The 24,149-nt window shown below is 38.7% G+C and carries 23 protein-coding genes; 8 read left to right on the top strand and 15 right to left on the bottom strand.

Annotated features, from left to right (window positions below):
- Nucleotides 1-101 precede the first annotated feature (101 nt).
- The 5 genes from CRO56_RS19295 to CRO56_RS19275 all read left to right on the top strand — a co-directional run bounded on the left by CRO56_RS19295 (nucleotide 102) and on the right by CRO56_RS19275 (nucleotide 4,153).
- Nucleotides 102-857, top strand: a complete 756-nt coding sequence (locus tag CRO56_RS19295) for an LAGLIDADG family homing endonuclease (protein ID WP_179714364.1) — start codon at nucleotides 102-104, stop codon at nucleotides 855-857.
- A gap of 40 nt (nucleotides 858-897) precedes the next feature.
- The gene (locus CRO56_RS19290) at nucleotides 898-1,269 is read left to right on the top strand and encodes an rRNA methyltransferase (protein WP_097160250.1); all 372 of its coding nucleotides are present in this window, start codon (nucleotides 898-900) and stop codon (nucleotides 1,267-1,269) included.
- Nucleotides 1,270-1,824: 555 nt separating this feature from the next.
- Nucleotides 1,825-2,163, top strand: a complete 339-nt coding sequence (locus CRO56_RS19285; protein WP_097160249.1) for a hypothetical protein — start codon at nucleotides 1,825-1,827, stop codon at nucleotides 2,161-2,163.
- A gap of 46 nt (nucleotides 2,164-2,209) precedes the next feature.
- Complete coding sequence (locus CRO56_RS19280; protein ID WP_097160248.1) at nucleotides 2,210-3,577, top strand: amino acid permease; 1,368 nt, start codon at nucleotides 2,210-2,212, stop codon at nucleotides 3,575-3,577.
- Between the two features lie 87 nt (nucleotides 3,578-3,664).
- Nucleotides 3,665-4,153, top strand: a complete 489-nt coding sequence (locus CRO56_RS19275) for a spore coat protein (protein ID WP_097160247.1) — start codon at nucleotides 3,665-3,667, stop codon at nucleotides 4,151-4,153.
- A gap of 55 nt (nucleotides 4,154-4,208) precedes the next feature.
- Here CRO56_RS19275 and CRO56_RS19270 read toward each other — a convergent pair whose 3' ends face one another.
- The 11 genes from CRO56_RS19270 to CRO56_RS19225 form a co-directional block, all read right to left on the bottom strand.
- Complete coding sequence (locus CRO56_RS19270; RefSeq protein WP_097160246.1) at nucleotides 4,209-4,700, bottom strand: DinB family protein; 492 nt, start codon at nucleotides 4,698-4,700, stop codon at nucleotides 4,209-4,211.
- Between the two features lie 32 nt (nucleotides 4,701-4,732).
- Nucleotides 4,733-5,734, bottom strand: a complete 1,002-nt coding sequence (locus CRO56_RS19265; protein ID WP_097160245.1) for a phosphotransferase enzyme family protein — start codon at nucleotides 5,732-5,734, stop codon at nucleotides 4,733-4,735.
- A gap of 533 nt (nucleotides 5,735-6,267) precedes the next feature.
- Nucleotides 6,268-6,759 carry a staygreen family protein gene (locus tag CRO56_RS19260; protein WP_097160244.1) on the bottom strand — a complete coding sequence of 164 codons (492 nt, stop codon included), beginning with the start codon at nucleotides 6,757-6,759 and terminating at the stop codon, nucleotides 6,268-6,270.
- Nucleotides 6,760-6,827: 68 nt separating this feature from the next.
- Nucleotides 6,828-7,589, bottom strand: a complete 762-nt coding sequence (locus CRO56_RS19255) for a hypothetical protein (protein ID WP_097160243.1) — start codon at nucleotides 7,587-7,589, stop codon at nucleotides 6,828-6,830.
- Between the two features lie 107 nt (nucleotides 7,590-7,696).
- On the bottom strand, nucleotides 7,697-10,135 hold the full coding sequence (parC, locus tag CRO56_RS19250; RefSeq protein WP_097160242.1) for a DNA topoisomerase IV subunit A: 2,439 nt from the start codon (nucleotides 10,133-10,135) through the stop codon (nucleotides 7,697-7,699).
- Nucleotides 10,132-12,117: a DNA topoisomerase IV subunit B gene (gene parE, locus CRO56_RS19245; protein ID WP_281257339.1), complete on the bottom strand. Its 1,986-nt coding sequence runs from the start codon at nucleotides 12,115-12,117 to the stop codon at nucleotides 10,132-10,134. Before parE ends, parC begins: the two co-directional genes overlap by 4 nt.
- Nucleotides 12,118-12,322: 205 nt before the next feature.
- Nucleotides 12,323-12,736 carry a CoA-binding protein gene (locus tag CRO56_RS19240; protein WP_097160241.1) on the bottom strand — a complete coding sequence of 138 codons (414 nt, stop codon included), beginning with the start codon at nucleotides 12,734-12,736 and terminating at the stop codon, nucleotides 12,323-12,325.
- 35 nt (nucleotides 12,737-12,771) lie between these two features.
- Entirely contained in the window at nucleotides 12,772-13,611 is an 840-nt protein-coding gene (locus tag CRO56_RS19235) for a putative bifunctional diguanylate cyclase/phosphodiesterase (protein ID WP_097160240.1), read from the bottom strand.
- Nucleotides 13,612-13,665: 54 nt separating this feature from the next.
- Nucleotides 13,666-13,830: a hypothetical protein gene (locus tag CRO56_RS23020; protein WP_179714363.1), complete on the bottom strand. Its 165-nt coding sequence runs from the start codon at nucleotides 13,828-13,830 to the stop codon at nucleotides 13,666-13,668.
- Nucleotides 13,830-14,834: a DUF3231 family protein gene (locus CRO56_RS19230; protein WP_097160239.1), complete on the bottom strand. Its 1,005-nt coding sequence runs from the start codon at nucleotides 14,832-14,834 to the stop codon at nucleotides 13,830-13,832. Before CRO56_RS19230 ends, CRO56_RS23020 begins: the two co-directional genes overlap by 1 nt.
- A gap of 179 nt (nucleotides 14,835-15,013) precedes the next feature.
- Nucleotides 15,014-16,768, bottom strand: coding sequence for a glycosyl hydrolase family 18 protein (locus tag CRO56_RS19225; RefSeq protein ID WP_245855994.1), 1,755 nt, complete (start codon nucleotides 16,766-16,768; stop codon nucleotides 15,014-15,016).
- A gap of 310 nt (nucleotides 16,769-17,078) precedes the next feature.
- On the opposite strand from CRO56_RS19225, the gene CRO56_RS19220 reads away from it, so the two are divergent.
- Both CRO56_RS19220 and plsY read left to right on the top strand, forming a co-directional pair.
- The gene (locus CRO56_RS19220; protein ID WP_097160238.1) at nucleotides 17,079-18,068 is read left to right on the top strand and encodes a metal ABC transporter solute-binding protein, Zn/Mn family; all 990 of its coding nucleotides are present in this window, start codon (nucleotides 17,079-17,081) and stop codon (nucleotides 18,066-18,068) included.
- Between the two features lie 139 nt (nucleotides 18,069-18,207).
- Nucleotides 18,208-18,807, top strand: coding sequence for a glycerol-3-phosphate 1-O-acyltransferase PlsY (plsY, locus tag CRO56_RS19215; protein ID WP_097160237.1), 600 nt, complete (start codon nucleotides 18,208-18,210; stop codon nucleotides 18,805-18,807).
- An 18-nt stretch (nucleotides 18,808-18,825) separates the two neighbouring features.
- Here the strand turns inward: plsY and CRO56_RS19210 are convergent, their stop codons facing one another.
- Nucleotides 18,826-19,593: a FixH family protein gene (locus tag CRO56_RS19210; protein WP_179714362.1), complete on the bottom strand. Its 768-nt coding sequence runs from the start codon at nucleotides 19,591-19,593 to the stop codon at nucleotides 18,826-18,828.
- Between the two features lie 279 nt (nucleotides 19,594-19,872).
- Between CRO56_RS19210 and CRO56_RS19205 the strand changes: the two genes are divergently transcribed.
- A complete protein-coding gene (locus CRO56_RS19205; protein WP_097160235.1) occupies nucleotides 19,873-21,021 on the top strand; it encodes a CapA family protein in 1,149 nt (382 codons plus the stop codon).
- A 30-nt stretch (nucleotides 21,022-21,051) separates the two neighbouring features.
- On the opposite strand, the gene CRO56_RS19200 is transcribed toward CRO56_RS19205, so the two are convergent.
- From CRO56_RS19200 to CRO56_RS19190, 3 genes are read right to left on the bottom strand one after another with little or no spacing between them, the layout of a single operon-like run.
- A complete protein-coding gene (locus CRO56_RS19200; RefSeq protein ID WP_097160234.1) occupies nucleotides 21,052-21,354 on the bottom strand; it encodes a hypothetical protein in 303 nt (100 codons plus the stop codon).
- Nucleotides 21,355-21,365: 11 nt separating this feature from the next.
- Nucleotides 21,366-21,791, bottom strand: a complete 426-nt coding sequence (locus CRO56_RS19195) for an acyl-CoA thioesterase (protein ID WP_097160233.1) — start codon at nucleotides 21,789-21,791, stop codon at nucleotides 21,366-21,368.
- Nucleotides 21,788-24,094 carry an AAA family ATPase gene (locus tag CRO56_RS19190; protein WP_179714361.1) on the bottom strand — a complete coding sequence of 769 codons (2,307 nt, stop codon included), beginning with the start codon at nucleotides 24,092-24,094 and terminating at the stop codon, nucleotides 21,788-21,790. Before CRO56_RS19190 ends, CRO56_RS19195 begins: the two co-directional genes overlap by 4 nt.
- Between the last annotated feature and the right edge of the window lie 55 nt (nucleotides 24,095-24,149).

Here is a 24,149-nt window from a genome sequence, read left to right as displayed (position 1 = left end):
TCTGAACAGTTTAGATTTTTGTTGACTTACGGAACGTATGTTCGTATAATTTTAAATAGAAAGTTAAAGAGGGGAGTGATAGAATGCCCAGGAACCCTGGAGTGACAGACGAACAAATAATTAAGATGTATAAAAGCGGAATGCCATTTAAGGAGATGATACCCATTATTGGGCTTTCCGATCGAGCCATTCGAAACGTGATCTACAAACACGGTATAGAAATGAATCGTGAAAAACAATCCGGTCAGCCTCGTAAGCACAAGGTAAATGAGGATTTCTTTAAGAAATGGTCTCATGAAATGGCATGGGTTTTCGGTTTATTAATAACCGATGGAAATATAAGTGGAAATTCTCACTGCATTTCCTTTGCACAAAAAGATGAAAAAATTCTCCGATTAATCGCAAAATACATGGAAGCAGACTATGTATTAGGAGGAACCGGCCCCACAAAATTGACCCCTACACTGCTTATTAATTCAAAAGAAATAAAATCAGACCTCGCAAAATTAGGAATATCATCTAATAAATCTTTGACAGTTCCTTTCCCAAGAATACCAGAAGAATATTTACCATCATTTATTAGGGGAGTGATTGATGGGGACGGTTGGGTTCAGAGAAACGGATATGTAATGAATATTACAACTGGAAGCCAGTCCTTTGCGGAAGGACTCTTATCAGTTTTTATGAATTGGAACTTACGATCTGAAATTTCAATCCAGAATACTCGTAAAGGAAAACATGTTTACCGCGTATGGGTAAAAGGAAAATATAATCTTCCTAAGCTAGCAAAAATTATTTATAATGATGCTACTGATAATTATGTTCATATAAGAGAGAATTTATGTCTCTACGTTTAGGAGATATATAAATCTTTACCTATAAAGAGGTGTTTTTTGAATGTGGAAATTAGCGAATGGAAAATTAATACAAACAACAGATAAATCTAGAGTTAAATTTAGAACAAATATTAGCAGATCTATTTTAGATCAATTAAACACATTAGCTGAAGAAAATTATACTCACGTAAACTACTTAATTGAAACTGGTCTTAAATCTGTATTATCTGAAGGTGTAATTACGTATAACAAGAATAATCGACCTAAAGATCGGGTTCAGTACAAAACAACTTATGATAAGGAATTATTAGAACAAGTGAAAGAATTTGCAGCAGAACATAATCTATTTATTAATGATGTGATTGAATATAGTGTAAAATTCATCAAAACTGATGATATAAAAGATAAATCATATAAGCATAGGGTAGAGTAACGGTTTATATTTTGTAATTCAAATCAACGCCCCCACCATAATATACATTATCAGAAGTTAAACATCAGAAAATCAATTCTGTCTCAATACCAAAGATTACTTAGGATATTGAGACAGAATTCAAATTTTTATAATTACAGGTGTTCATCAGTTTATTAACATATGTAATTTCAAATTTAAATACGTATTTATCAATTTTTTCAGCTCCAGTTTAAAGTATTTACGAAAATAACATTCATTAACTTAAAGAAAATCGTAATCTAACCCACATAATCGGTTTCTGCTCCGTTTTGTTAGTTTATTTAAGTCTGGACATATTATCCTACATCCACTACCCTCTTCTCGGGAAATATTGATATGCATTTCCCATAGCGTATTTGTATCTTTCCTTGCAGATAACTTTTACTTAACTGTGAATATTACCTCAAAAGATAAACAGAATAAATCAGAGAACTATCAAATGCTTCCTTTCTTGCAGCAATTCTTCTACAACTATTGATAAACTGCCCTTTTTTCATTATTCAAACTTACTATGGTTACTTAGGAGGTTAAGCAATGTCTGTCATTGTTTATCAGACGTTTGAAGTAAAACAGGATAAATTTGCAGAAGCCATTAAAAATCTAAGAATGATCCAGAGTTTCAGAAATGAAAAATATGATCATAACGTCGAAATATTGACGCCAATCTCTGGCCAAGATCATACATATGCCCTGCTTTCTACATATGAAGGTTTAGCAGAAATGGAACTGCAAAACAAAAAAATGTTCGAAGATGAAGAGTACAAAGAACTAATAACCGAATTCTTTTTACAAAATATTGTACAGGGAAGTATGACGACTCAATTATTCCGCACGATGATGGGTTTAAAGAAAGAAACCAACTCTAAGAAGTAACGTCTGCGCGGTTTTTAGACGTTTAGGGGAATATGGAGGGATTACTTTGGATTTTTTTATTCCTGGTGCAGGTTCTAAACAAGACCAGGGAAGTGAAAAAGCGAAATTAAAATGGTGGCAGTTATCACTCTTAGGAGTTGGCTGTACAATTGGAACCGGATATTTTTTAGGATCAGCAATTGGAATAGAATTGACCGGACCATCCATTGTGATTTCCTTTATCTTAGCGGCACTTGGAACCTTTATTGTTTATAATTTACTGGCAAAAATGACAGCTGAAGATCCGCAGGAAGGCTCTTTTTGTTATTATGCGGACAAGGCCTTTGGTCGCTGGGCTGGTTTCAGCTCCGGCTGGAATTATTGGAGTTCTAATATTCTAATTATGGGAAGTCAATTAACAGCTCTATCGATTCTGTCACGATTTTGGTTCCCTAATGTTCCCCTTTGGATATTTGCTGCAATTTACGCCATTTTATCGATAATTGTTGTATTAACAGGCACTAGCGGATTTGATAAAGTAGAAAATTTATTGGCAGTGATTAAAACTTCTGCAATTGTCATGTTTATTATCATTGCGGGTGCTGCTTATTTTGGCTGGATCAATGGCGATGTAGCAAGGCCAGGATTCCCAAATACAGCCGGAGAACTGTTTCCAGAGGGACTGCTTGGGTTTTGGTCCTCTCTCATTTATGCATATTACGCTTATGGCGGGATCGAAGTGATCGGTATGATGGCGACTCAGCTTAAAAAGAAGGAGGATGCTCCCAAAGCTGGAATTATCATGTTAATTGTGCTCGCCATCATTTATGTGTTATCTCTCAGCCTAGCCGTTCTATTAGCTGAACATCAAGCATTTAACGATAAAGAAAGTCCGTTTGTTACGGCGTTAAACCCATTTAATCTCAACTTTTTTCCGCATGTATTTAATGCAGCCATTATCATTGCTGGTTTTTCAACGATGACGGCTTCATTGTTTGGTGTCACAAAACTTCTTGTAACCTTAGCAGATTCAGGGGATGCACCTAAAGTGTTTTCAAAAAAGCTTAAAAAATGGAAGAGCCTCCCCCTTCCCTCTTTAGGATTGGCAACAGTCGGTTTATTAGCTTCGATTATCACCGCATTATTGCTGCCAGGAAAAATTTATGAGTATATTACAACCGCTGCTGGTATCCTGATATTATTTAACTGGGCTTTTATTATTTTTTCTGCCCTTAAAATACTAAGAGAGAAACTGTGGGGCAAATTTTTAGGGATTTTAGGGATTGCTCTTATTTTAGCAGCGATTAGCGGTGTTATTTTTGAAGATTCCATTCGTTTTGGATTATTTGTCAGTCTATTATTCGTTGTGATTATTGGAATCACAGCAGTAATCATGCAAAAAACAGTTTGGAAAAAATCTAATAAAACTGGATAAAGGCCCATTATTGGTTTAGATAAGCTTCCAATCGTTCTTCTCTTCATAGAATATAGGCGAAGTGAGGAGAAAAGGAGAATGCATAGAATGGATCAGGATCAAAGACAAAGGACACTGGCCTGGCATGAAACGTTGGAGCTTCATGAATTGGTTGCCTTTAATTCAATCGGTTTGGTGAAAGTAAAGAAAGGATTACGCGAAATCCAGGATCCGCAGCTGCAAACCATATACCAACAAACGATTCGGGAGCTTGAAATGAGTTTACAGGAGCTATTACAATTCTATCCGCTTGCACCGCATCCTGGTGAATCTAGTGAATATCGTCAATATGGAGATAGCTTCTTAGCTGGTGATCTTTTAGCTTTTGCTAAGGCTTCAGTTCGAAACTACGCTGTTGCCATTACAGAAACAGCAACGCCAGCTTTACGAGAGGTCTTACTTAAACAGCTCAACCAATCAGTCAGAGGTCACGCTCGTATCTATAATTACATGTACCAAAAAGGATTATATCCATCGTATAATCTGAACCTGCTTTTACAAAACGATGTGAATCTAGCCCGAAGAGCAATGTCTTAAAAAATGAAGTCGTGAGTCTTAGGGAGAACTCGCGACTTCATTTTTATTAATTCAATTACTGCTGATTCCATGAACCTTGTCTCTTACGGATATCAACGATTTGCCCAATATGATATGAAGTATGTATCGCTATATTCGCAATCGTGTCCCACCATTCTCCCTTTTCACCGTCAATCACTGGTGAATCCAGTTTTGCATCATCCGCTTGTAAAATCGCATCTTGCCAATCTAATAAGCTGCTCATCAATCGATTAACCGCTGTATTCCAATTTTCCTCAGTAATATCGACATTAGATACATCAAAAGTAACATCATTATTTTCAACTTGATCTGTTGGCGTATTTCCATTAAAACGGACCAAATACCGTTCATTCCAAAAGGTTAAATGATACACAATACTCCAAATGGAATTGGCCCCTGGTACATCATTCCAAGCAGCTTGCTCTGCATTTAGCCCCTTTACTGCTTGCTCCAATGGTACAAACCAATTGGGTACGTTCGTACAAGCAGCAAATTGAGCTGCTAATAACTCTTTACGATCTTTCATGAAAATTCCTCCTTTTATTTGGAAAGTTCAAATTAAAATGTCACTTGAACAATGGGTTGCTGCGACTGTACGCGTGACTCTATCATATTGAAAAAAGTCGTTTGATGATCATCTAACGAACTCAAATCCCATTTTTTTTGAAGCACAGCATACAAAACAATATCTCTTAACTGCAAAAAGATTGGGATAGTTTGTAAGGCGCTGTCCGGAAGATGATTTTCTGTTTCATAGCCAATTAAGAAATGAGAAAGAAACATTTTAGCAATTTCTTCTCGTTCTTCACTTTTTTGAAAGTCTCGGCTTAAAATTGAATAATAGAGAGCAATCGCAATATCGCTGGCAAACCAGTGATATGAACAATCGTCAAAGTCAAACACATTGATTTTTCCATCTTTCACAAGAAAATTACCTGTATGAACATCGCTATGTATAAGTCCAAAGACATTGCGGTTTACAGGTAATGCTTCCAGCTGACGCAAAATTTGATCTCGATACTGAACGATTTCAGGATCTGGATTCTCCATCCATGCTTCGATTTGCAGCAATTCTTCATCTCGCCATGAAAGACGTTTCAGCGCATCCTTTGGCGAATAATCTTTCGTGATTCGATGGAGCTGCCCAATCGTTCTACCCCATTCCTCAACAATTTCCCAATTGCCTTCTTCTTCAATTTCAGTCCATTTAATCCTGCTGCCTTCAAACATTTCATAACAAGCAACAATAAAATAACTGCCGTCTTCGGCTTGAATTTCTTCCGTTAAATTGTGATGGATTGAATAATAATGCTGTGGAACTCTGGCGCCTTTTTCTTTCAAATAAGCAACCCATTCTACCTCTGCAAATACATCCTTAGAGGAACGATGAGACGAATGCGTGAACCGAAGTATACAGGCTGTTCCTGTTGTCTCTAGATTCCCTGAAAATATGAAACTCTCAAAATCACCAAGCTTTTTCCACTCTCCCCCCACACTAAAGAGTTGCTTCCCCTTCATTATGATTTCTTCTGTAAAAACTTTTTCAACAATCGCTTCCATGATGTAATCCCCTTATTCGTTATTTCGCATTCAATTCCATCATAGAGGACGATGGAAAATATCGTCAATCATTATTTTAGTTTACATAACATTATTATTGTCCTCTATTGGAAATACCTCCTTTTTGGATTTTTATAACCTAGATCTAATCGACTCTGATTTATGTATTTTTATTATAGACATTCCTCTAGTTCCCATATCAATTTAGGTCTTTGATTCTCTTTATCAAGGACGTTTTCTCAAGAAACCCCTATCTATTTTTGTCCTTCATACTTTTTATGAAAGACATTTCCCTCTCACTCGCAATCACTTGTCCATCATAGCTCTTTTGATGGACATTTCCCTATCTCTCGCACGTACTTCTGTCCTTCGTTGGCCCAATGAAAGACATTTCCGCGCCACTGGTACTCACTTTTGTCTTTCACAGCCCTTATGAAAGACAAATCTTAGGCTCCAGAACCTTTTTCTGTCTTTCATACCGCTCTTGGTACATCCCGCCACCATAAACGCATACAAAACAAAAAAAGCACAGCCTATTCAGCTGCACTTTTAATTTCCTTTTCCTTCGATTGCTGTAAATATTGTCTTGGCGTACCACAATATATAATCTTTTGGAATTGAGGATAAACCGATTCAAATTGTAAATAAATCGGTGCATCTAAAAGCCATGGAAAATAGCTATAAAACGTCTGATCCCCTTTTACCATTGCCCGTAGTGCTGTCTCCATCTCACGTTGAAATACGAGAAAGCGCACTTGCGAATACTTTTCATCAAATTCCCCGCCGCTAATGTATACTTGCCCCCATAATGTATATTCTCCCAATCGCGGGAGCCATTCAGCAATTACTTCATCTCGCAGCTTGCTATTAATCTTCACTCGGTCATATATATATCCAATGGATAAAAAAACTTCACCGGTTTCATCTTCATGAGTCACCGTATACTTTCTCCCTTCTACCGGAAAAAACGGAGTTGCAGGTGGCAGAAAAGTTACTGATAAGCGATCAGGATGAAATGTTTTCATAGAAAGCTCCCCTTTCGCGGGTATAATCCTTACCACATCGTATGACAAACGCGGAGAAATGGTGAAAGCTATTTCGATGGTATAAATGAAGCACTCATTAAGTTCCATTTCCCATCTTTGTAATACCAATCAGACTCCACCTGGCCAATTCGATCGGCATGATAAGCTCCGGATATGGCCTGAATTGCTTTTAAACCATATCCCTTGTCACCAAACTCCTGTGGTTTCATAAATGAATAAGGGTCTACCATCAGCTCTGTGGGTTCATTTAACTTTCCATTGATATAAAGTCCCAATCGGTCGTATTCTTTTTTTCGCTCCTTTAAATCAATGGTATAAGACTGCTTTGTTTCAGGAATGGTGACGGTGGCTTTATAATTATCCAAAAATTGTGCTTGAATCATGAGCGGCTTTGGTACAGTTAAATTGAACTGCTGATTGTCTTTAAAGCTATACAAATAATAGTTATATATACCTCCGCTTCCGCCTGTTGCAACTGATGTAAAGACGTCCATTACCCCATCATGATTCATGTCCTGAAAATCAGCGAATGGATCATAGCCGCCTTCGAGCTGAACCGAAAAGGTTTGACTTTGATCCGTTTCGACTTGTAGGGTTATCTCTTTTAAATAAAGACTAGTTTCATCATAGGGAACACCTTTGATAACGATTTTATCCTTCTTTCCATTTCCCGTAATATCCTCTTGATACTCTTTCACAATTTTATTTTCTACACCATTCGCTCTATTCATATCTGTAATCGTGTTTGCTAATACAGGTAAACTTAACAGAAAAAAAGCAAAGCCTAGGATTACAAGATGTTTGTTCATCGAAAAGCCCCCATTAAGTAGTTTTCCAACTATTATTCCCAGCCAAGGAAAAATTATGTAGAAAAACTAAAAAGCTGCTGACATTTGCCAGCAGCTTTACATACCATCTATTCTTCCTGATTGTCTTCGCTTAGAGCTTCCTCAATCCAAACATCTACAACAGGTCCTGCTTCTTGTTCATCCAAAATAAAGGATCCGTTTGAATAACGATCGCTAAAACGAATTTGATTTGCTTCGATACTTTCTATTTTTCCTGCTTCAGATTGAACAAATATCTTATCTGTTTCCTTTGTCAAAACAAAGCCAGCAACCCGGTGAGGTGCCGTTTTTAGTTCTCGGAGCATCACAACTCCCCGCTTAGCGCGAGAAATTGGCTCAAATTCAGTGACTTTCATTCTTTTGATAGATCCGCGATGCGTAACAAGGACAAATCCGTTTTTATCTTCTGATAAAACAATTCCGCTCACAACCGTGTCACCGTCTTTTAAATTAATACCTTTAACTCCAGCGGCTCTGACACCGATTGGGCTGATTTCCTCTTCATGGAAAAGAAGTCCATATCCTAGACTAGTTGCAATAAACAATGAACTCTTTCCATCTGTTATATACACATTTTGTAATTCATCTTCTTTTTTCAAATTAATCGCAACAAGCGCCTTCGAATACCGTTGTGCTTTGTACAGGTTCAGTTCCGTCTTTTTCACCAGACCGTTTTTCGTAAAGAATAAGAGATATTGAGGCAGATTAAAGTCTTTTACTGGAATTGCCTCTATAATCCGCTCATCTTTATCAATCGGAATGATATTGGAAATATGTTGGCCAAGGTCTTTCCAGCGAATGTCTGGCAGCTCGTGAATCGGACAATATAAATAATTGCCTTTATTCGTAAACAGCAAGATCACGTCGGTTGTATTTAATTCTCCCTGGAAGAGGAGTCGGTCAGTTTCTTTCATAGCAAAATCTAAACCATTCGAAGCAGCATACGAACGTAATGAAGTTCTTTTTATGTAGCCTTCCTTGGTCATCGTAACCATGACATCTTCACTGGCCACTAATACTTCTAAATTAATCTTTAATTCTTCAATTTCTGCTTCAATTGAAGTTCTGCGCTGATCTTCAAATTGCTTTTGAACCTCTTTAAGCTCTTTTTTTATAACCTGGACCAATTTAGCTTCGCTGCCAAGTATCGATTCCAGCTCCGCAATTCGTTTTTTCAGCTCTGCCTCTTCCTCTTGAAGCGCTGTGATATCGGTATTAGTTAGCCGATAGAGCTGTAATGTTACAATGGCTTCAGCTTGAGCCTCTGTAAAGCCGAATTGAGCAACTAAATTATCCTTTGCATCCTTTTTATCCTTTGACGCACGGATAGTGGCAATCACTTCATCTAAAATCGATAAAGCTTTCATTAACCCCTCAACAATATGGGCCCGTTCTCTTGCTTTTTGTAAATCAAAGCTGGAACGTCTTGTTACCACTTCTTTTTGGTGGCCAATATAGGCATCCAATAGGTTAGCCAAACTCATTAGTTTTGGCCGTCGGTCGTGGATCGCAACCATATTAAAGTTATACGTAACCTGCAAATCACTATTTTTATAGAGGTAATTTAATACTCCAGCACTATCTGCATCTTTTTTCAGCTCAACGACTATTCTGAGTCCAGTACGATCAGTCTCATCTCTTACTTCAGAAATTCCTTCCACTTTACGGTCTAAACGGAACTCGTCCATTTTTTTAACTAAGTTCGCCTTGTTGACTTCAAAAGGAATTTCCGTAATCACGATTTGTTCACGGCCGCCTCTTAGCGTTTCAACCTCAGCTTTGCCGCGGATGATGATCTTGCCTTTACCCGTTTCATACGCTTGACGAATTCCATCGACACCTTGGATAATCCCGCCTGTTGGAAAATCTGGCCCCTTAATAACAGACATTAAATCTTCAACCGTAGCAGCAGGCTTATCCATTCTCATAATAACAGCATTAATGACTTCTGTTAGATTATGAGGGGGAATTTCCGTTGCATATCCAGCCGAGATCCCGGTTGAGCCATTGACCAATAAATTAGGAAAACGCGCCGGCAGAACAACCGGTTCGTTTATCGTGTCATCAAAGTTAGGTACGTAATCAACGGTCTTTTTCTCAATATCTTTTAAGAGCTGAGAGGCAATCGCAGAAAGCCGTGCTTCGGTATAACGCATTGCTGCCGGCGGGTCACCGTCAATACTCCCGTTATTTCCATGCATCTCAACTAACACATTTCTCATTTTCCAGTCTTGACTTAATCGGACCATCGCTTCATATACGGATGAATCTCCGTGCGGATGGTAGTTCCCGATTACATTACCGACTGTTTTAGCAGACTTCCGGAAACCTTTTTCAGACGTATTCCCTTCAGCATGCATTGCATATAAAATTCTCCGCTGCACCGGTTTAAGTCCATCTCTTGCATCCGGCAGCGCACGGTCCTGAATGATATATTTACTGTAACGACCAAAGCGGTCACCAATTACTTCTTCAAGAGGAAGCTCACGAAAAACTTCAGCTGTCATTGATTTACCTCCTCATTTACCTGTGAATAACTGATCTCATCAGATTCTAGCAGACTGCCGTCTTCTTCTAATCCGAAGGCGACGTTTGATTCAATCCATTTTCTCCGCGGTTCAACTTTATCACCCATTAACGTTGTGACACGTCTTTCCGCCCTGGCTATGTCATCGATGCGAACACGAATTAATGTTCTCGTATCTGGGTTCATCGTCGTTTCCCATAGCTGGTCAGCGTTCATTTCACCCAGACCTTTGTAACGCTGGATGATGTAACCTTTACCAACCTTTTTCGTAGCTTTCGATAGTTCCTCATCTGTCCATGCATATTCGATAATCTCTTTCTTACCAGTACCTTTGCTAACTTTATAAAGGGGAGGAAGAGCAATAAATACTTTTCCTGCTTCAATTAAAGGCTTCATATAGCGGTAGAAGAAAGTAAGCAATAGTACCTGAATATGGGCGCCGTCCGTATCAGCATCCGTCATGATGATGATTTTATCGTAGTTGATATCTTCTACATTAAATTCAGCACCCACACCGCCGCCAATCGCATGAATAATCGTATTGATTTCTTCATTTTTAAAAATATCCTGAAGCTTCGCTTTCTCGGTATTAATGACTTTTCCTCGTAAAGGTAAGACAGCCTGAAAGCGGCGATCTCGACCTTGTTTCGCTGAACCGCCCGCAGAGTCACCCTCAACCAGATATAATTCATTCTTTTGCGGATTACGGGTTTGTGCAGGTGTTAATTTTCCGGAAAGAACGGCTTCAGAACGTTTTCTTTTCTTTCCGCTCCTTGCTTCGTCCCGTGCTTTACGGGCTGCCTCTCTCGCTTGTGCTGCTTTAATCGATTTTTTAATCAGCATCGAACTAACATCTGGATTTTCCTCTAGAAAATAGAGTAATTGCGATGAAACGATTGTATCAACTGCAGAACGGGCCTCACTTGTTCCAAGCTTTCCCTTCGTTTGTCCTTCGAATTGAAGCATGGCTTCTGGAATCCGAACAGATACAATCGCAGCTAGTCCCTCACGAATATCGGTGCCTTCCAGATTTTTATCTTTCTCTTTTAATAGGTTTACTTTTCTTGCATACTCATTAAAAACTCGAGTCATCGCCGTCTTTGCCCCAGATTCATGCGTACCGCCGTCTTTTGTCCTGACATTGTTAACAAATGATAATATATTTTCAGAGTAGCCATCGTTAAATTGAAAGGCAAATTCTAGCTCAATCCCATTTTGTTCTCCTTCAAAACTGACAACTGGATGAAGCGCATCCTTTTCCTCATTTAAATATTCAACAAAGGCTTCTATCCCGTTTTCATAATGGAAGGTATCTTCTTTATTCTCACGTTTATCAATGAGCTGAATTTTTAAGCCTTTTAATAAAAAGGCAGACTCTCGCAATCGTTCGCTTAAGATATCATATTGATAGGCAGTCGTTGAAAAAATCGCTGGGTCCGGTTTGAAATGCGTACTAGTCCCGGTTTTTTTCGTTGTTCCAATCTTTTCTAACGTAGTAACTGGCTTACCACCATTTTCAAATCTTTGCTGATAAACAATTCCATCTCTTTTAATCGTTAAAACTAACCACTCAGAAAGAGCGTTCACGACACTGGCTCCAACACCGTGCAGCCCGCCGCTTGTTTTATATCCGCCAGCCCCAAATTTACCTCCGGCATGGAGAATTGTCATTATTACTTCAGGAGTAGGCTTTCCTAATTTGTGCATTCCGACTGGCATACCGCGGCCAGAATCTTCCACACTAATGCTGTTATCTTCATGGATCGTAACAATAATTTGATTTCCATAACCGCCTAATGCCTCGTCAACCGAGTTGTCTACAATTTCATATACAAGATGGTGCAAACCTCTCGAATCTGTACTCCCAATATACATTCCTGGGCGTTTCCGTACGGCTTCGAGACCCTCTAACACCTGGATTGATTCTTCATTATAATCCGTTCTTTGTCTAGTACTAGTCAATTTCATTCCCCTTTCGAAAAAAGGCAAAACTCTCTCTTCAAACATGATTAAACCTTATAGTAAAAGATACAAAGGCTTAAGTACAAAAAAAATCGTATCATACTTTTAAAAATTTCGATAGGCTCTTTATGTATATCGGTCTATCAGTATACCCTTTAAAGGCACTATTATAAAACAAAGTAACCTGCTCTTTGACCAGAGCAGGTTACTTTGTTAATGCGTGTTCAACTTTAATGCATCGGTCCATAATGACAGTGTATCCCTTAGAACGTAAATCTTGAAATACCTGTTCGTCGTACACTCCAAGCTGAGCCCAAAATACGTCTGCGTTAATTTCTTCAAATTCTGCTGCTACATCCTTTAAATATTCAGACCTTCTAAACACATTAACGATATCAATGTGGCCATCAATATCTTTCAAGGAAGGTACTGCTTTAACACCAAGTGTTTCTGTAATCGCAGGGTTGACTGGAATAATTTCATAACCTGCTTTTTGCATGGCTTCTGAAACCATATAAGAGGTTCTTTCCGGATTATCGCTTAAACCAACGACTGCTATTCGTTTTGCTTTTTTTAAAATTTTCTTAATCTCACTTCGATCTGGGTTATCAATCGCCATCACCATGAACCCCTTTCACAAAATATTGAATTTCTCTATACTGCAGCTGATTTTCTAAAAAACTCACTTTCAAATTCATGAACCGGAATCGGTTTGTGTTTAAAAAAGCCTTGTAGAGTATGGCAGCCATGACTTTTTAAAAAATCATACTGCTCTTTGCTTTCAACGCCCTCAGCCACAACTTTCAGCCCAAGTTCATATGCCATATGAATCAGTCCTCGAATAATAATTGAGGCATTTTTCTCGTTCGGCAGCTGCCAGACAAACGAACGGTCAATTTTTAATGTATCAACTGGATATTTGGTTAGATAGGTTAAGCATGAATAACCGACGCCAAAATCGTCTAAAGCTATTTGAATCCCAAACTTTTGCAAGCACTTTAGATTTTTTACTACCTGATGGATATCCTTTAATTGAACTCCTTCTGTAATTTCAATTTCAAGTTGATTAGGAAGGACTTCAGAGGTTTTTAAGGCTCGTTTTATCGATTTAATAAAGTGAGAGCTTTCCAGGGTATCTGCTGAAACATTGACCGAGATTTGAAATTGATCCGATATCCCCAGTTTATTCCAAATACCGATTTGATTAATCACTGATTCCAGCATCCACGTATCAATCATTTGAATCAATCCGCGTTTTTCAGCAAGCGGAATGAATTCACTTGGAGCAATCGGTCCTTTTTTAGGATGAATCCACCTGATCAGCGCCTCAGCTCCTACTACTTGTTCATCCGTGAAGCTATATTTAGGCTGCAGATAAAAAGAAATATACCCATTTTGGACAGCTTTCTTCCATTCCCTTGATAGAACAGAATTTTTCATGCTTTTGCATTGCAAAAATGACCACTTCTGTTTGAAGATTTCGAAAATACTCATAGGAAGAAATCCTTTCGTCTATTATCACTATTCTCAAACTGAATCTAGGTCTAGCTATACTTCAAATATACCATATTTTTCATGAAATTGCGCTAAAATTTGCTGATTCTTCCGTAACAGCAAAAATTTTATTCCAAATATCTTATCTCCCTTTATTTTTATAACTAAAAAGCAACCTGCAAAAGCAAATCGCTGTCTTCTTGTACTATTGTTTGCCATTAAACACTTCTGTTCCTTAAAGCGTCCCTGTCCACATTCTGCGGAGGCTGTTCCATCCACCTGTTTTCAATCATCAATTGAACCCCATCATTAGCATATTGTAGTATTTCAGCCACTAGCCTTGTGTAATGCCCCCCTAAATCCTTTCTAAGACTTGCCCCTATTGCCGCCCCGTAACCAGCGATGCTAATGACAGATAGGCTATTAGTTTGAAACATCATTAACTTATCTGAATAAGGTGCAACCGTTGATTGTGAAATCGTTGAATCCCATGTACTTGGCAATGGCACACCATCTTCTACTAATATCTGTCTAAACACAGTTTCATGCTTTGCAGCTATTTCCGTACCTCTTTCCATATATTTTCTAACTTCAGGTGATTGAGCAGTTTGGGAAAAACCAGCTACAAATGTTCTGCCAATAGAATTTGTTTCAGTATTTTTAGAAATATGGCCTAGTTCAATAGCGGTTAAAGGGCGATGTCTGCCTATTATTCCTGATAGAAATGATTCACTCTGAAGATATTCAGCTTTTTCCATTGGAGCTATCGTAGGCGAGCGAATAAATGCCCCCTTTTTCAAAAGTAAGTCACAAGTATCATTGTAAAGTTTCATAAACATCTTGGATGTTTTTGAAAAAAATTGTCTGACATCGTTCCTTGCCAATACCTCGAGAAAAGCAGCCGCAGCCGCTGTTCCAGCAGCAGCCATGTATTTAATATATCGCAGAGTAAAAAGGTCTGAATATACTCGGCCCGCTTTAAAGTTTACATCTTCTTGTGTGAATCCAATTGGTACTGCATGGTTTTCTGTTTCAAAGATTCGTTTGACTTCGTTCACAACAAAATTACAATTTGTTAAAGTTGTTTGAATAATTTCTGTACTTTCAGGATCTTCATTTACGTTAGCAAAATGCTGAACTATCCAGTAAGACATCGAATTCTGCATAAAAGCGCTCCACAATGCAGCAACTTCTGAAGATATAAGTTTTGGGTTATGCTCCATTTTTTACTCAAATCTCCTTTATTTTTTCTTAGTATGTACATAGATGTATGTTTAAATTATTCTGAAGAAGCAAAACTTGATGATTTCTTGCCTATAAAAAATCAACATTTATAACTAATAGAACGGAATAAAAAAAGAAGACTCATAAAAAAGAGTCTTCCAATCTAGAATCATCACTATTAAATTTCCTCTTCTGATTCTTCCATTTGTAAAGCGGTCCATGCGGTTTCGTCTGCAAAGTAGCGGGACCACGTGCCGATTCCAGCCAATCCGTAATTTTCTGCTAAATCGGCTCTTTTTTCTAGGGAAACGGCGTCCTCTAACCACATTTTATAGATCGCACCTGTTGATTGATCGACCCATTCTGCATAGTTTTGGCCAGAGACAGGATCGTAGGTTGGGGTAATTCCTCTTGAATCTACCCATTCTTTAGCTTGCGCCATCGAAAGAGCCTCTGAACTAACCTCTGTGCCTTCAGCGGTCATTTCTTCCTTCCAGAGTCTCGTATATAACGGGACTCCAAGCAAGAGACGATCAGGCGGTACAACCTCTAACAATGTTTGCAAATTCGTTTCAACCCAAGGCAAGCTGGCTACACTTCCGGCAATAGGTGAAGTTGCCCAATGCTCATCATAGGCCATTACAATTAAATAATCGACCAGATCCGCTAATTTGTCACGCTCATAAAAGGCAGACCAATTTCCGCTTGTAGAAATAAACGTTATGTCCATCGAGAGTACTAGCCCTGCTTCATGGAAATAAGGAGCAGCCTCCCGGACAAATTGGGTGACAAGCGGTCCATCCTCCTGATTGACATTCTCGATATCGAGGTTAATTCCATCTAAATGATATAGCTGACTAAAATGGAGCAGCTGACGGATTACATATTCCCTTTTTTCAAACGTATTAAATACTTCATGCGTGAGAGCGGGATCAAAGGAATTGGAGAAAAGTCCCCAAACCTGGAAGCCTCTTTCATGAGCCCAATTCGAATATTCTATCGAGCCCAGATTAGCGACGTCGCCATTTTCATTAGCTAAGCTAAACCAAGTTGGTGAAACAACATGTACCCCTGGCATTTCGGGAAGCAGTTCAGTATTAGGATTGCTTGTGTATACAGCTTCCCACGTTAAATGAATCGGTTCATCGATTTGGAGCGGTTCCGAAAATTGCTGTTCTTTTTCAACGGAAATTACCACATCTTCTCCGGCTTCTACAAATTCTTTTTCAATATAGCCTGCAATCCCCTGATTATTTCGAACAAAATAAAAATCCTCGTCTTCTCTTTCAATCCTTACCTGTTCTCCTTCTTCTACTTCTATATAATATGGACTTTGGTAAGTAGGCTCAGTTCTTAATTTCGTATAGGCTTCCCGAGGAATCTCTTTAACGATTTGAGCAGATTGGTAGCTGTCTCCATCTTGCTCTATCCATACAAGTCCGTTATTTCCTAATATGGATACTTTAATAGGATAATAATGTTCAATAATAGCTAATGAAATATACGGTTCATCATCAATGATATGAAAAACCGGCATTCGCAATTGAACAGGCTCTTGATTAATGAAGTAAGTTAATGAATTGGATGGCATTTCTACTACTTTATCAGTTGTGGTTAAAATAATAGATTGAGAAGCTTCTTCATAATATAAGGCTTCATCAATTTGTGATTGAACAAACGAATAAGGCAGATAAATCGATCCATCCTGCACAAGTGCATTTCCCATTTGCTCCTGATTGAACAGAATTGGATTTTCCCCTTCAAAGTATGACACTTCCTCTTCGGAAGCAAATGGATAACCTATATATATAGTAACCAATACGGTACATAGCAATAGAAATAAAATAATTCCCGTCCAAAACAAGGAACCTCTTTTTCTTTTTCTCCCCGATCTTGGTTCCAATTGAAGTTGCGACATTTGAAGCTCAGACATGGATACCCTCCTCCCTCTATTATCCTAACGAACTTGCGTAAAAATGAAAAGACAATTTTAAAAGAGGATGAAACTGGTGAAGCACATGGATATTATCAATGATATTCTATGAAGTTATAAAAAAATGAAACAATTATCTTTACAATCCTGAATAACCATGCTACAGTATAAATCGGAATCATTACGATATATATTTTTTACCTAACAAATCGGAATGATTACGATTCATTTACATATATTTTTTTAGAATGTAAATCAGAATCATTCCGATTATTTTAACTATTCAACAAATTTTCGGAGGTAAAATTACATGAGAAAAACATTGATGCTACCCTTCTTACTAATCAGTATTGCTTTGTTAAGTGCCTGCAGCACCAGTTCGACTACAACTGAGGATGGTAAACTAAATATTCTAACTACGATTTACCCGCTTGAGGATTTCACCAAAAAAATAGGCGGAGATTTAGTTGAGGTAAAATCAATCTATCCCCCAGGTGTTGATGTACATACGTATGAACCAACATCTAAAACGATGATTGAAATTGCGGAATCTGACCTTTTTATTTATTCTGGAACCGGGATTGAAGCATTTGCAGATGATGTCGTCCATTCCATGGAAAATGAAGATGTCAAAATAGTGGCTGCCGGTGAAGGACTTGCTGTTGAATCAGAACATAGTGAGGAAGAAGCCCATTCAGAAGAAGACCATGCCGATGAAGAGGAACATAGTCACGAAGACGAACATGGTCACGAAGACGAACATGGTCATGATCACGGTGATCAAGATCCTCATGTATGGATCGATCCAACATTATCGATTGAGATAGCTGAACATATTAAAGAAGAATTGGCAGCCGTACTCCCTGAAGAAAAAGATACATTTGAGGAAAATTTTAATCATTTAAAAGCAGACTTAGAAAGCCTTGATGAAGAATTTAAACAAGTAATTGATAGTGCGAAAACGAAAAAAATCATTGTCTCACATGGGGCTTATGGATATTGGGAACGCAGATATGGTTTAGAACAAATTAGCATCTCTGGTCTTTCCACAACACAAGAACCATCCCAGCAGCAATTAGAAGAAATTATTGAAGTAGCTAAACAAGAAAATATCCATTATATTATTTTTGAACCGAACACGTCTACATCATTGGCCGAAGTAGTTCAAAAAGCAGTTGGTGCAGAGGTTCTTTATTTAACCGATGCTAGTACACTGACTGATGAGGATAAAGCGAATAACGAAGATTATTTTTCGATTATGAAAAGAAATATTGAAACACTAAAAACAGCCTTAAATTAAAGCGGATTTTTATCCGCTTTTTTTGTTTGCTATTTCAATAAGCAAACTACTCCTTAACCTTTTTACATGATACAATAGAGAAGAGTTTGAATTGAAAGCGTTATAACAAATTGGATTTTGAAATGAGAGGAAACAAAGCATGGCTGAAATTTTATTGGTACTAGCAGCTTATTTATTAGGTTCTATCCCGTCAGGATTAATAGTGGGCAAGACATTTTATAATACAGATATCCGCGAGCATGGAAGCGGTAATTTAGGCGGAACCAATACATTCCGTACACTTGGGATAAAAGCTGGGCTCATTGTAACGATTTCAGATATCCTAAAAGGAACATTAGCTACTGCTTTAGCCTTTTGGTTCCATTCTGATTTGCACCCGCTCTTAATTGGTTTATTCGCCGTGGTTGGTCACATGTATCCAATCTTTGCAGGCTTCAGAGGCGGAAAAGCGGTTGCTACTTCTGGCGGTGTCCTGTTAATGTATAGCCCTATCCTGTTTTTGGTGCTGCTTAGTTCGTTTATCTTCTCACTTAACATAACTAAGATGGTTTCCCTTTCTTCCATGATTGCAGCTTTAGTCGCTCTTGCTTACTCGCTCATTACGGGTGATCTTCCTTTGATACTGGTAGTACTGGCGTTAACCACCTTTGTCTTTTATCGGCACCGGGCTAATATCAAACGAATCATTAACAAAACCGAACCTAAAATTAAATGGATGTCAAAAAAGAAGGACCGGTAATACCGGTCCATTTCTATTTTATTCAACTGTAATGGTTTCTTCCGAATGAATATGTGTTCCATCTTCATGCTCGACATGTATAACAATAAAATATGTCCCTGCAGATTCAAATTCATGAGCCGCTGCATATTCTCCCGGACCAGTCTCAGATGCATCAATCCAATCGTGACTAGCAGCACCATCTAACCAAACTTCAAACCGAACACGTGCATCCGTGTATGGATTTCCCTGTTTTGAAAGCTGAACCTTAAGTTCTGATTTCTGATTTAACGTAAAAGTTGATTGATTAAAATTCATAGTAATATCCGAATCAGCGTGATGGTGGTCATGACTCTCAGTAGTCTCATGATGGTCATCTTCTGAATGGGAATGCTTAGCTGCAGATCCTTTCCCTACTATAACTTCGTTGGAGGGCATAACGTGTAAATTTCGGGCATCGACATGGACTTGAACAACGTAGACTCCGTCTGTTGGAAATGTATATGTAATCCCATAAGTCCCGCCGCTTTTACTTTCGAAAGGAATCATAACCGAATTCTCTTCATCTTCAGTATTCCAAATTTCAAATTTTACAGAATCCGCATCGTCTACTGCTTCCTCCCCTTGAGTAACCTTGGCCTCAATAGTTAATTCTTCTCCGGGATTTGTCTGTTCCGGAACAATTAAATCTACCTCTACCATCTCAAGACCCTGTTCGGTATTACCGTTAGGCGCTGAGTCCTCCTTGCCGCATCCGGCTAGTATAAGAACGATCATCATGAACAAGATTATTAATAACTTACGCAAAGGAATACATCCCTTTCTATTCATCATACTAGATTATTGCCTTTTCATCTCATATTATAAACGACATTCCACATATCTAAATTTATCATTTGTGAAAGGGGTGTGAACTTTCTTTAGGATTACTAAATCTTATACGCCGCAACATTATAACCTTCCTAAAGCTTAATTTGCAAACTTCCACAGGAGTAGAATTAGTAAATTCCGTAAATTCGCTTTTCAATAGGACTATAGTCGCGTATAGTGAAATTATCGTATTGTGGCTATGGAAAGGAAAACTATATGAAAAATATAATAATATTGACCTTCATTTTGCTTTTGACATTTGCCGGACTGTTAACCTTTCAATGGGTAACAAAACAGGATGAGACTCTGGCTATGGAAACCACCCCAGTTAGATTGCATACATTTGCACCATTTATCTATCAGGAAAAGGGATATGAAACTTCGGTTACTCTTGGTGCAATTGGTGATATATTAATTCATGATTGGCTCTATGAGGACGCCTTTGAAAAAGGTATAAATGGGAGCTACAATTTTGACCCTATGTTTGCCAATATAACCCCGCTTTTACAAAAGCCCGATATACTCTTAGCGAATCAGGAAAGTATTTTGGGAGGAAAAGAAATTGGTATTTCCAATTATCCCTTATTTAATAGTCCCCAGGAAGCGGGTGATGCCATTATCAAAGCCGGTGTCGATATTATTTCGACGGCCAACAATCATACGCTGGATAAAGGGGAAAACGGCGTTCTTTCCGCCATCCAATATTATGAATCAGTCGGCCTCCCATACGTAGGCAGTTATAAAAGCTTTGAAGATCAAAAGAAACTAAGGATCATCGAAAAAAATAAAATATCGATAGCCTTTTTATCTTACACAATCTCTACGAATGGACTTCCCGTACCTGATGGAAAAGAGTACTTAGTTAATGTAGTTAATGAAGAAAAAATCAGAAATGAAATTAAACGGGCCAAAGAAGCAGCAGACGTAGTGGTGATGAGTATTCACTGGGGACAAGAGTATATCAGGTTTCCAAACCAGCATCAAATTGATCTGGCTCAATTTTTTATTAGTGAAGGAGTCGATATCGTTTTCGGCCATCACCCCCATGTGCTCCAGCCGATTGAATGGGTCGAAACGGAAAAGGGTGAAACAGGGTTAGTCGTGTTTTCTTTAGGAAACTTCCTATCCGGTCAAATGTGGGATTACAAGGATATTGGCGGACTTGTCGAAGTAGATCTTGTCAAAACCTTTGTTGAAGGTGAGTCAACTGTCAAAATAACGGACGTCCGGTTCCACCCGACTTACGTTTTTAGCAAGTACCTTAGAGATTATCTCGTTGTCCCGCTTGCCGAAGCTGAAAGCTATGGCGTTCCGAATGCTGCTGCGTTAAATCAGGAAATACTAGAGCATATGCTACCTAAATAAAAAAGCGTGTGACACGAATGTCCACGCTTTTTATCTTTTAAATTTTAAGTATTGATCAATTAACCCTTCACTTTCTAAAATAGCCTTTTCAATCTCGCCAAGTAAATCATAGTGCGAGTATCCATCTGCCCTTTGATGGATCCATTCTTTTTTTAATCCATATTGTTTTCCCCAGGCAGCGAGCCGATTTAAATCATGACAGCCTGCCTTTGTGACTGTTTTGCACTCTGGAAACCGTTCATCGATCCAGTAATGAGTGAGAAAGGCGATTTCACCGGCATCAATTTTACGTTTCCACTCCATTATCTCTTTTCGTTTAATCCCAAAAGCCATAAAGAGAACCTCTACTCTTTTTTCATTTTCGCTTTTTCATAGACTTCATGCCAATCTGGAAAATGCTTGCGTAGTGATACTGGGCGAAAACTATCTTTTTTAACGATCACATGCTTTGAGGTTGCTTCTGCAGCAAGTTCCCCGTTTTCTTTTAATATACGGTACCCATACACAGAGCGAATGCCGTCATAATCCTCGAGCCAGGTTTCAACCACGGCTGTTTCCCCGTATTTTACTGGTTTTTTGTATTGGATATGCACATCAATCACAGGTGATATAATCCCATCTTCCTCCATCTGTGCGTATTGGAATCCCAGGTCTTCAATCAGCTGTGTACGGCCGACTTCCATCCAGACTAAATAATTGCCATGGTAAACAACACCCATTTGATCTGTTTCGGCATAGCGTACTTTTATCTCTGATTTTGAAACAATCATAATATCGAATCCCCATTTCTTGCTTTCACAAAAGCATTTTCTATATCTTCTTTACTAATAATAGATAAGTGATCCGTGTCAGATCCTATTTCTTTTATAACCCGTAATGCTTGTCCCTGGATCGCTTCCGACATCAGATTATCCATAAAACGCCCATTCCCCGGGATAACTTGCTCATTTAATCGTTCTAATAACCACTCTCTTGCGTCCGGTAAAATCGTATAAGCGTATTTTTTACAGAATTTCTCCCCGATTTGCACCAATTCCTCAGGAGTATAGTCCGGAAAAGCAAAAAACTTTTTAAAACGGGACCGCAAACCTGGATTGCTGTTCAGCAGTTCTTCCATTTCAAGTGGGTACCCCGCCATGATGACAACGAGATTTTCGTGATGCTTCGTCATTTCATCGACGAGCGTTTCAATTGCCTCTTTTCCAAAATCCTGGCCGCCTTCTTTGAAGAGAGAATAGGCCTCGTCAATAAATAATACACCGCCTAAGGCTTCACGTATTTTCTTTTTAGTCTTAGTTGCCGTCTGACCGACATATTCCGCAACTAAATCCGCCCGGCTCACGACAACAAGATGACCTCTTTTAAGGATTCCAATATTTTTTAAAAGCTTAGAAAAAATAGAAGCCACTGTTGTTTTCCCGGTCCCGGGGTTACCTGAGAATACGGAATGTAATTGAAGCGGAACGGATGGGAGACCCAGATCCCTCCGTTTTTGCTGGGCCTCTAAAAAAGCCATAATGGCCGTAACTTCGTCTTTTATCGAATTTAACCCAATCAATTGGTCAAGCTCATCTGTGACAGTGTTTTCATCTTCCATTGCATCGCATGAAACATGCTCTCGTTCAATAAAACTGTATTGGAGAACATCATAAGTATTGCCGGTTTGAACCCCTTTTTTAAAAATCGCATTTAAAATAATGTCCCGTACTGTCCGAGCGTTTCCAAATGTATCATCAATCCGTTCCTTTTCAATCCTTGCTGAAACTTCCAGCAGTGCTTTTTCGGTCAAGATATAATCGTTCTCGAAAGCAATCAGCTTCGCTATTTCAAGCAGCTCCTCATTGCTATAATCGCTTAAATGAAAATGATTAGAGGAAGGGAATCGGCTTCTAAGTCCCGGGTTACTATCTAAAAAGTTTCGCATTTCTTCAGGGTATCCAGCTAAAATGACTGCAAATTTGCCGCCGTATTCTTTACTGGTCATCAGGGAAACAAGCGTGTCAATCGCTGTTTGTCCAAAATCCTGACCGGATTGTCCGTCCCGTTTCAAACTGTATGCTTCATCAATAAATAAAACGCCGCCTAGAGCTTTTTCGACATAATGCTTAACATTTTCTTCTGTTTGGCCCATAAAGGCTCCAATCAGATGCGAACGATTTACTTCCAATACTTCATTGCGCGGAAGCAAACCTAATTCGTGATAAATTCGCGCCAGGAGCCGGGCAATTGTTGTTTTTCCAGTCCCGGGATTCCCAGTTAGAATCATGTTCAAGCTCATGACATCCTTGGACTGAAATCCCCATTTTTTTCTTTGCTTTTGATACTTTAAAAATTGATAGTACTGGTTCATTCTCGTTTTAACATCATGAAGACCGATCATGGATTCTAGTTCTTGTAAGGCGGAACGATCATTAAGTGTCTGATCGGCAAAAGACTCAAGCTGACTTTCCCACATTGCCTGCAATCGCTCTACTTCCTTTACCTTTTCGATCATCTCTTCATAATGAACCGATGTGTAAAAGGTGCCGGTTAAGGATTGCTCATACTTTTCTGAAGCATTGATTAATTCGTCTACAGTTTGGATTGCTTCCTCTGCTATTTGTCTTAGATTCTCGAGTGGCAGAGAAGAATGCTGATCATCATGGATCTCCAGGGCATCCTTCAGTTCTATGTAAAGCTTTTTAGACTCTTCGATTAACTGATGGGCCGCTTTTCTTTTGGCAGTCCGATTATCTGTCTCTCTAATAAGAGGAAAGGAAACACGTGCAAATAGATTGCGTTTTTTAGCCCACTCTAATTGAGCGGATAAATCGAGCGCCATTGAATTTGTTGGGTCTAATCGCAATGCCTCCTGAATCCAAGTTTGAATTAAGGTTGGATGTTTCTGTTCTGCTCTTAGAGCTAATGCAACTAATGCATAACCTAGCGAAAGGATATCGTTGGCTTCGGTACTTTTCGTTAAATGATATACCTTTTCTAAAGCATCCATGGCTGAAGGAATATTTCTTTCTTCGGTCCATGCTAATACATGATGGTGAATCCATTCTAGATTTGGGTCTATTGTTTGTTTCATCATTTATACTCTCGCTTTTCCTATTCTGGTTCTATCTTATCATACCCAAGTCCTG

It is taken from the genome of Bacillus oleivorans (genome assembly GCF_900207585.1).
Classification (GTDB): Bacteria; Bacillota; Bacilli; order Bacillales; family JC228; genus Bacillus_BF; species Bacillus_BF oleivorans.
The sequence above is the reverse complement of the archived record's forward strand: the minus strand, read 5'-3'. Positions and strand labels throughout refer to the sequence as shown.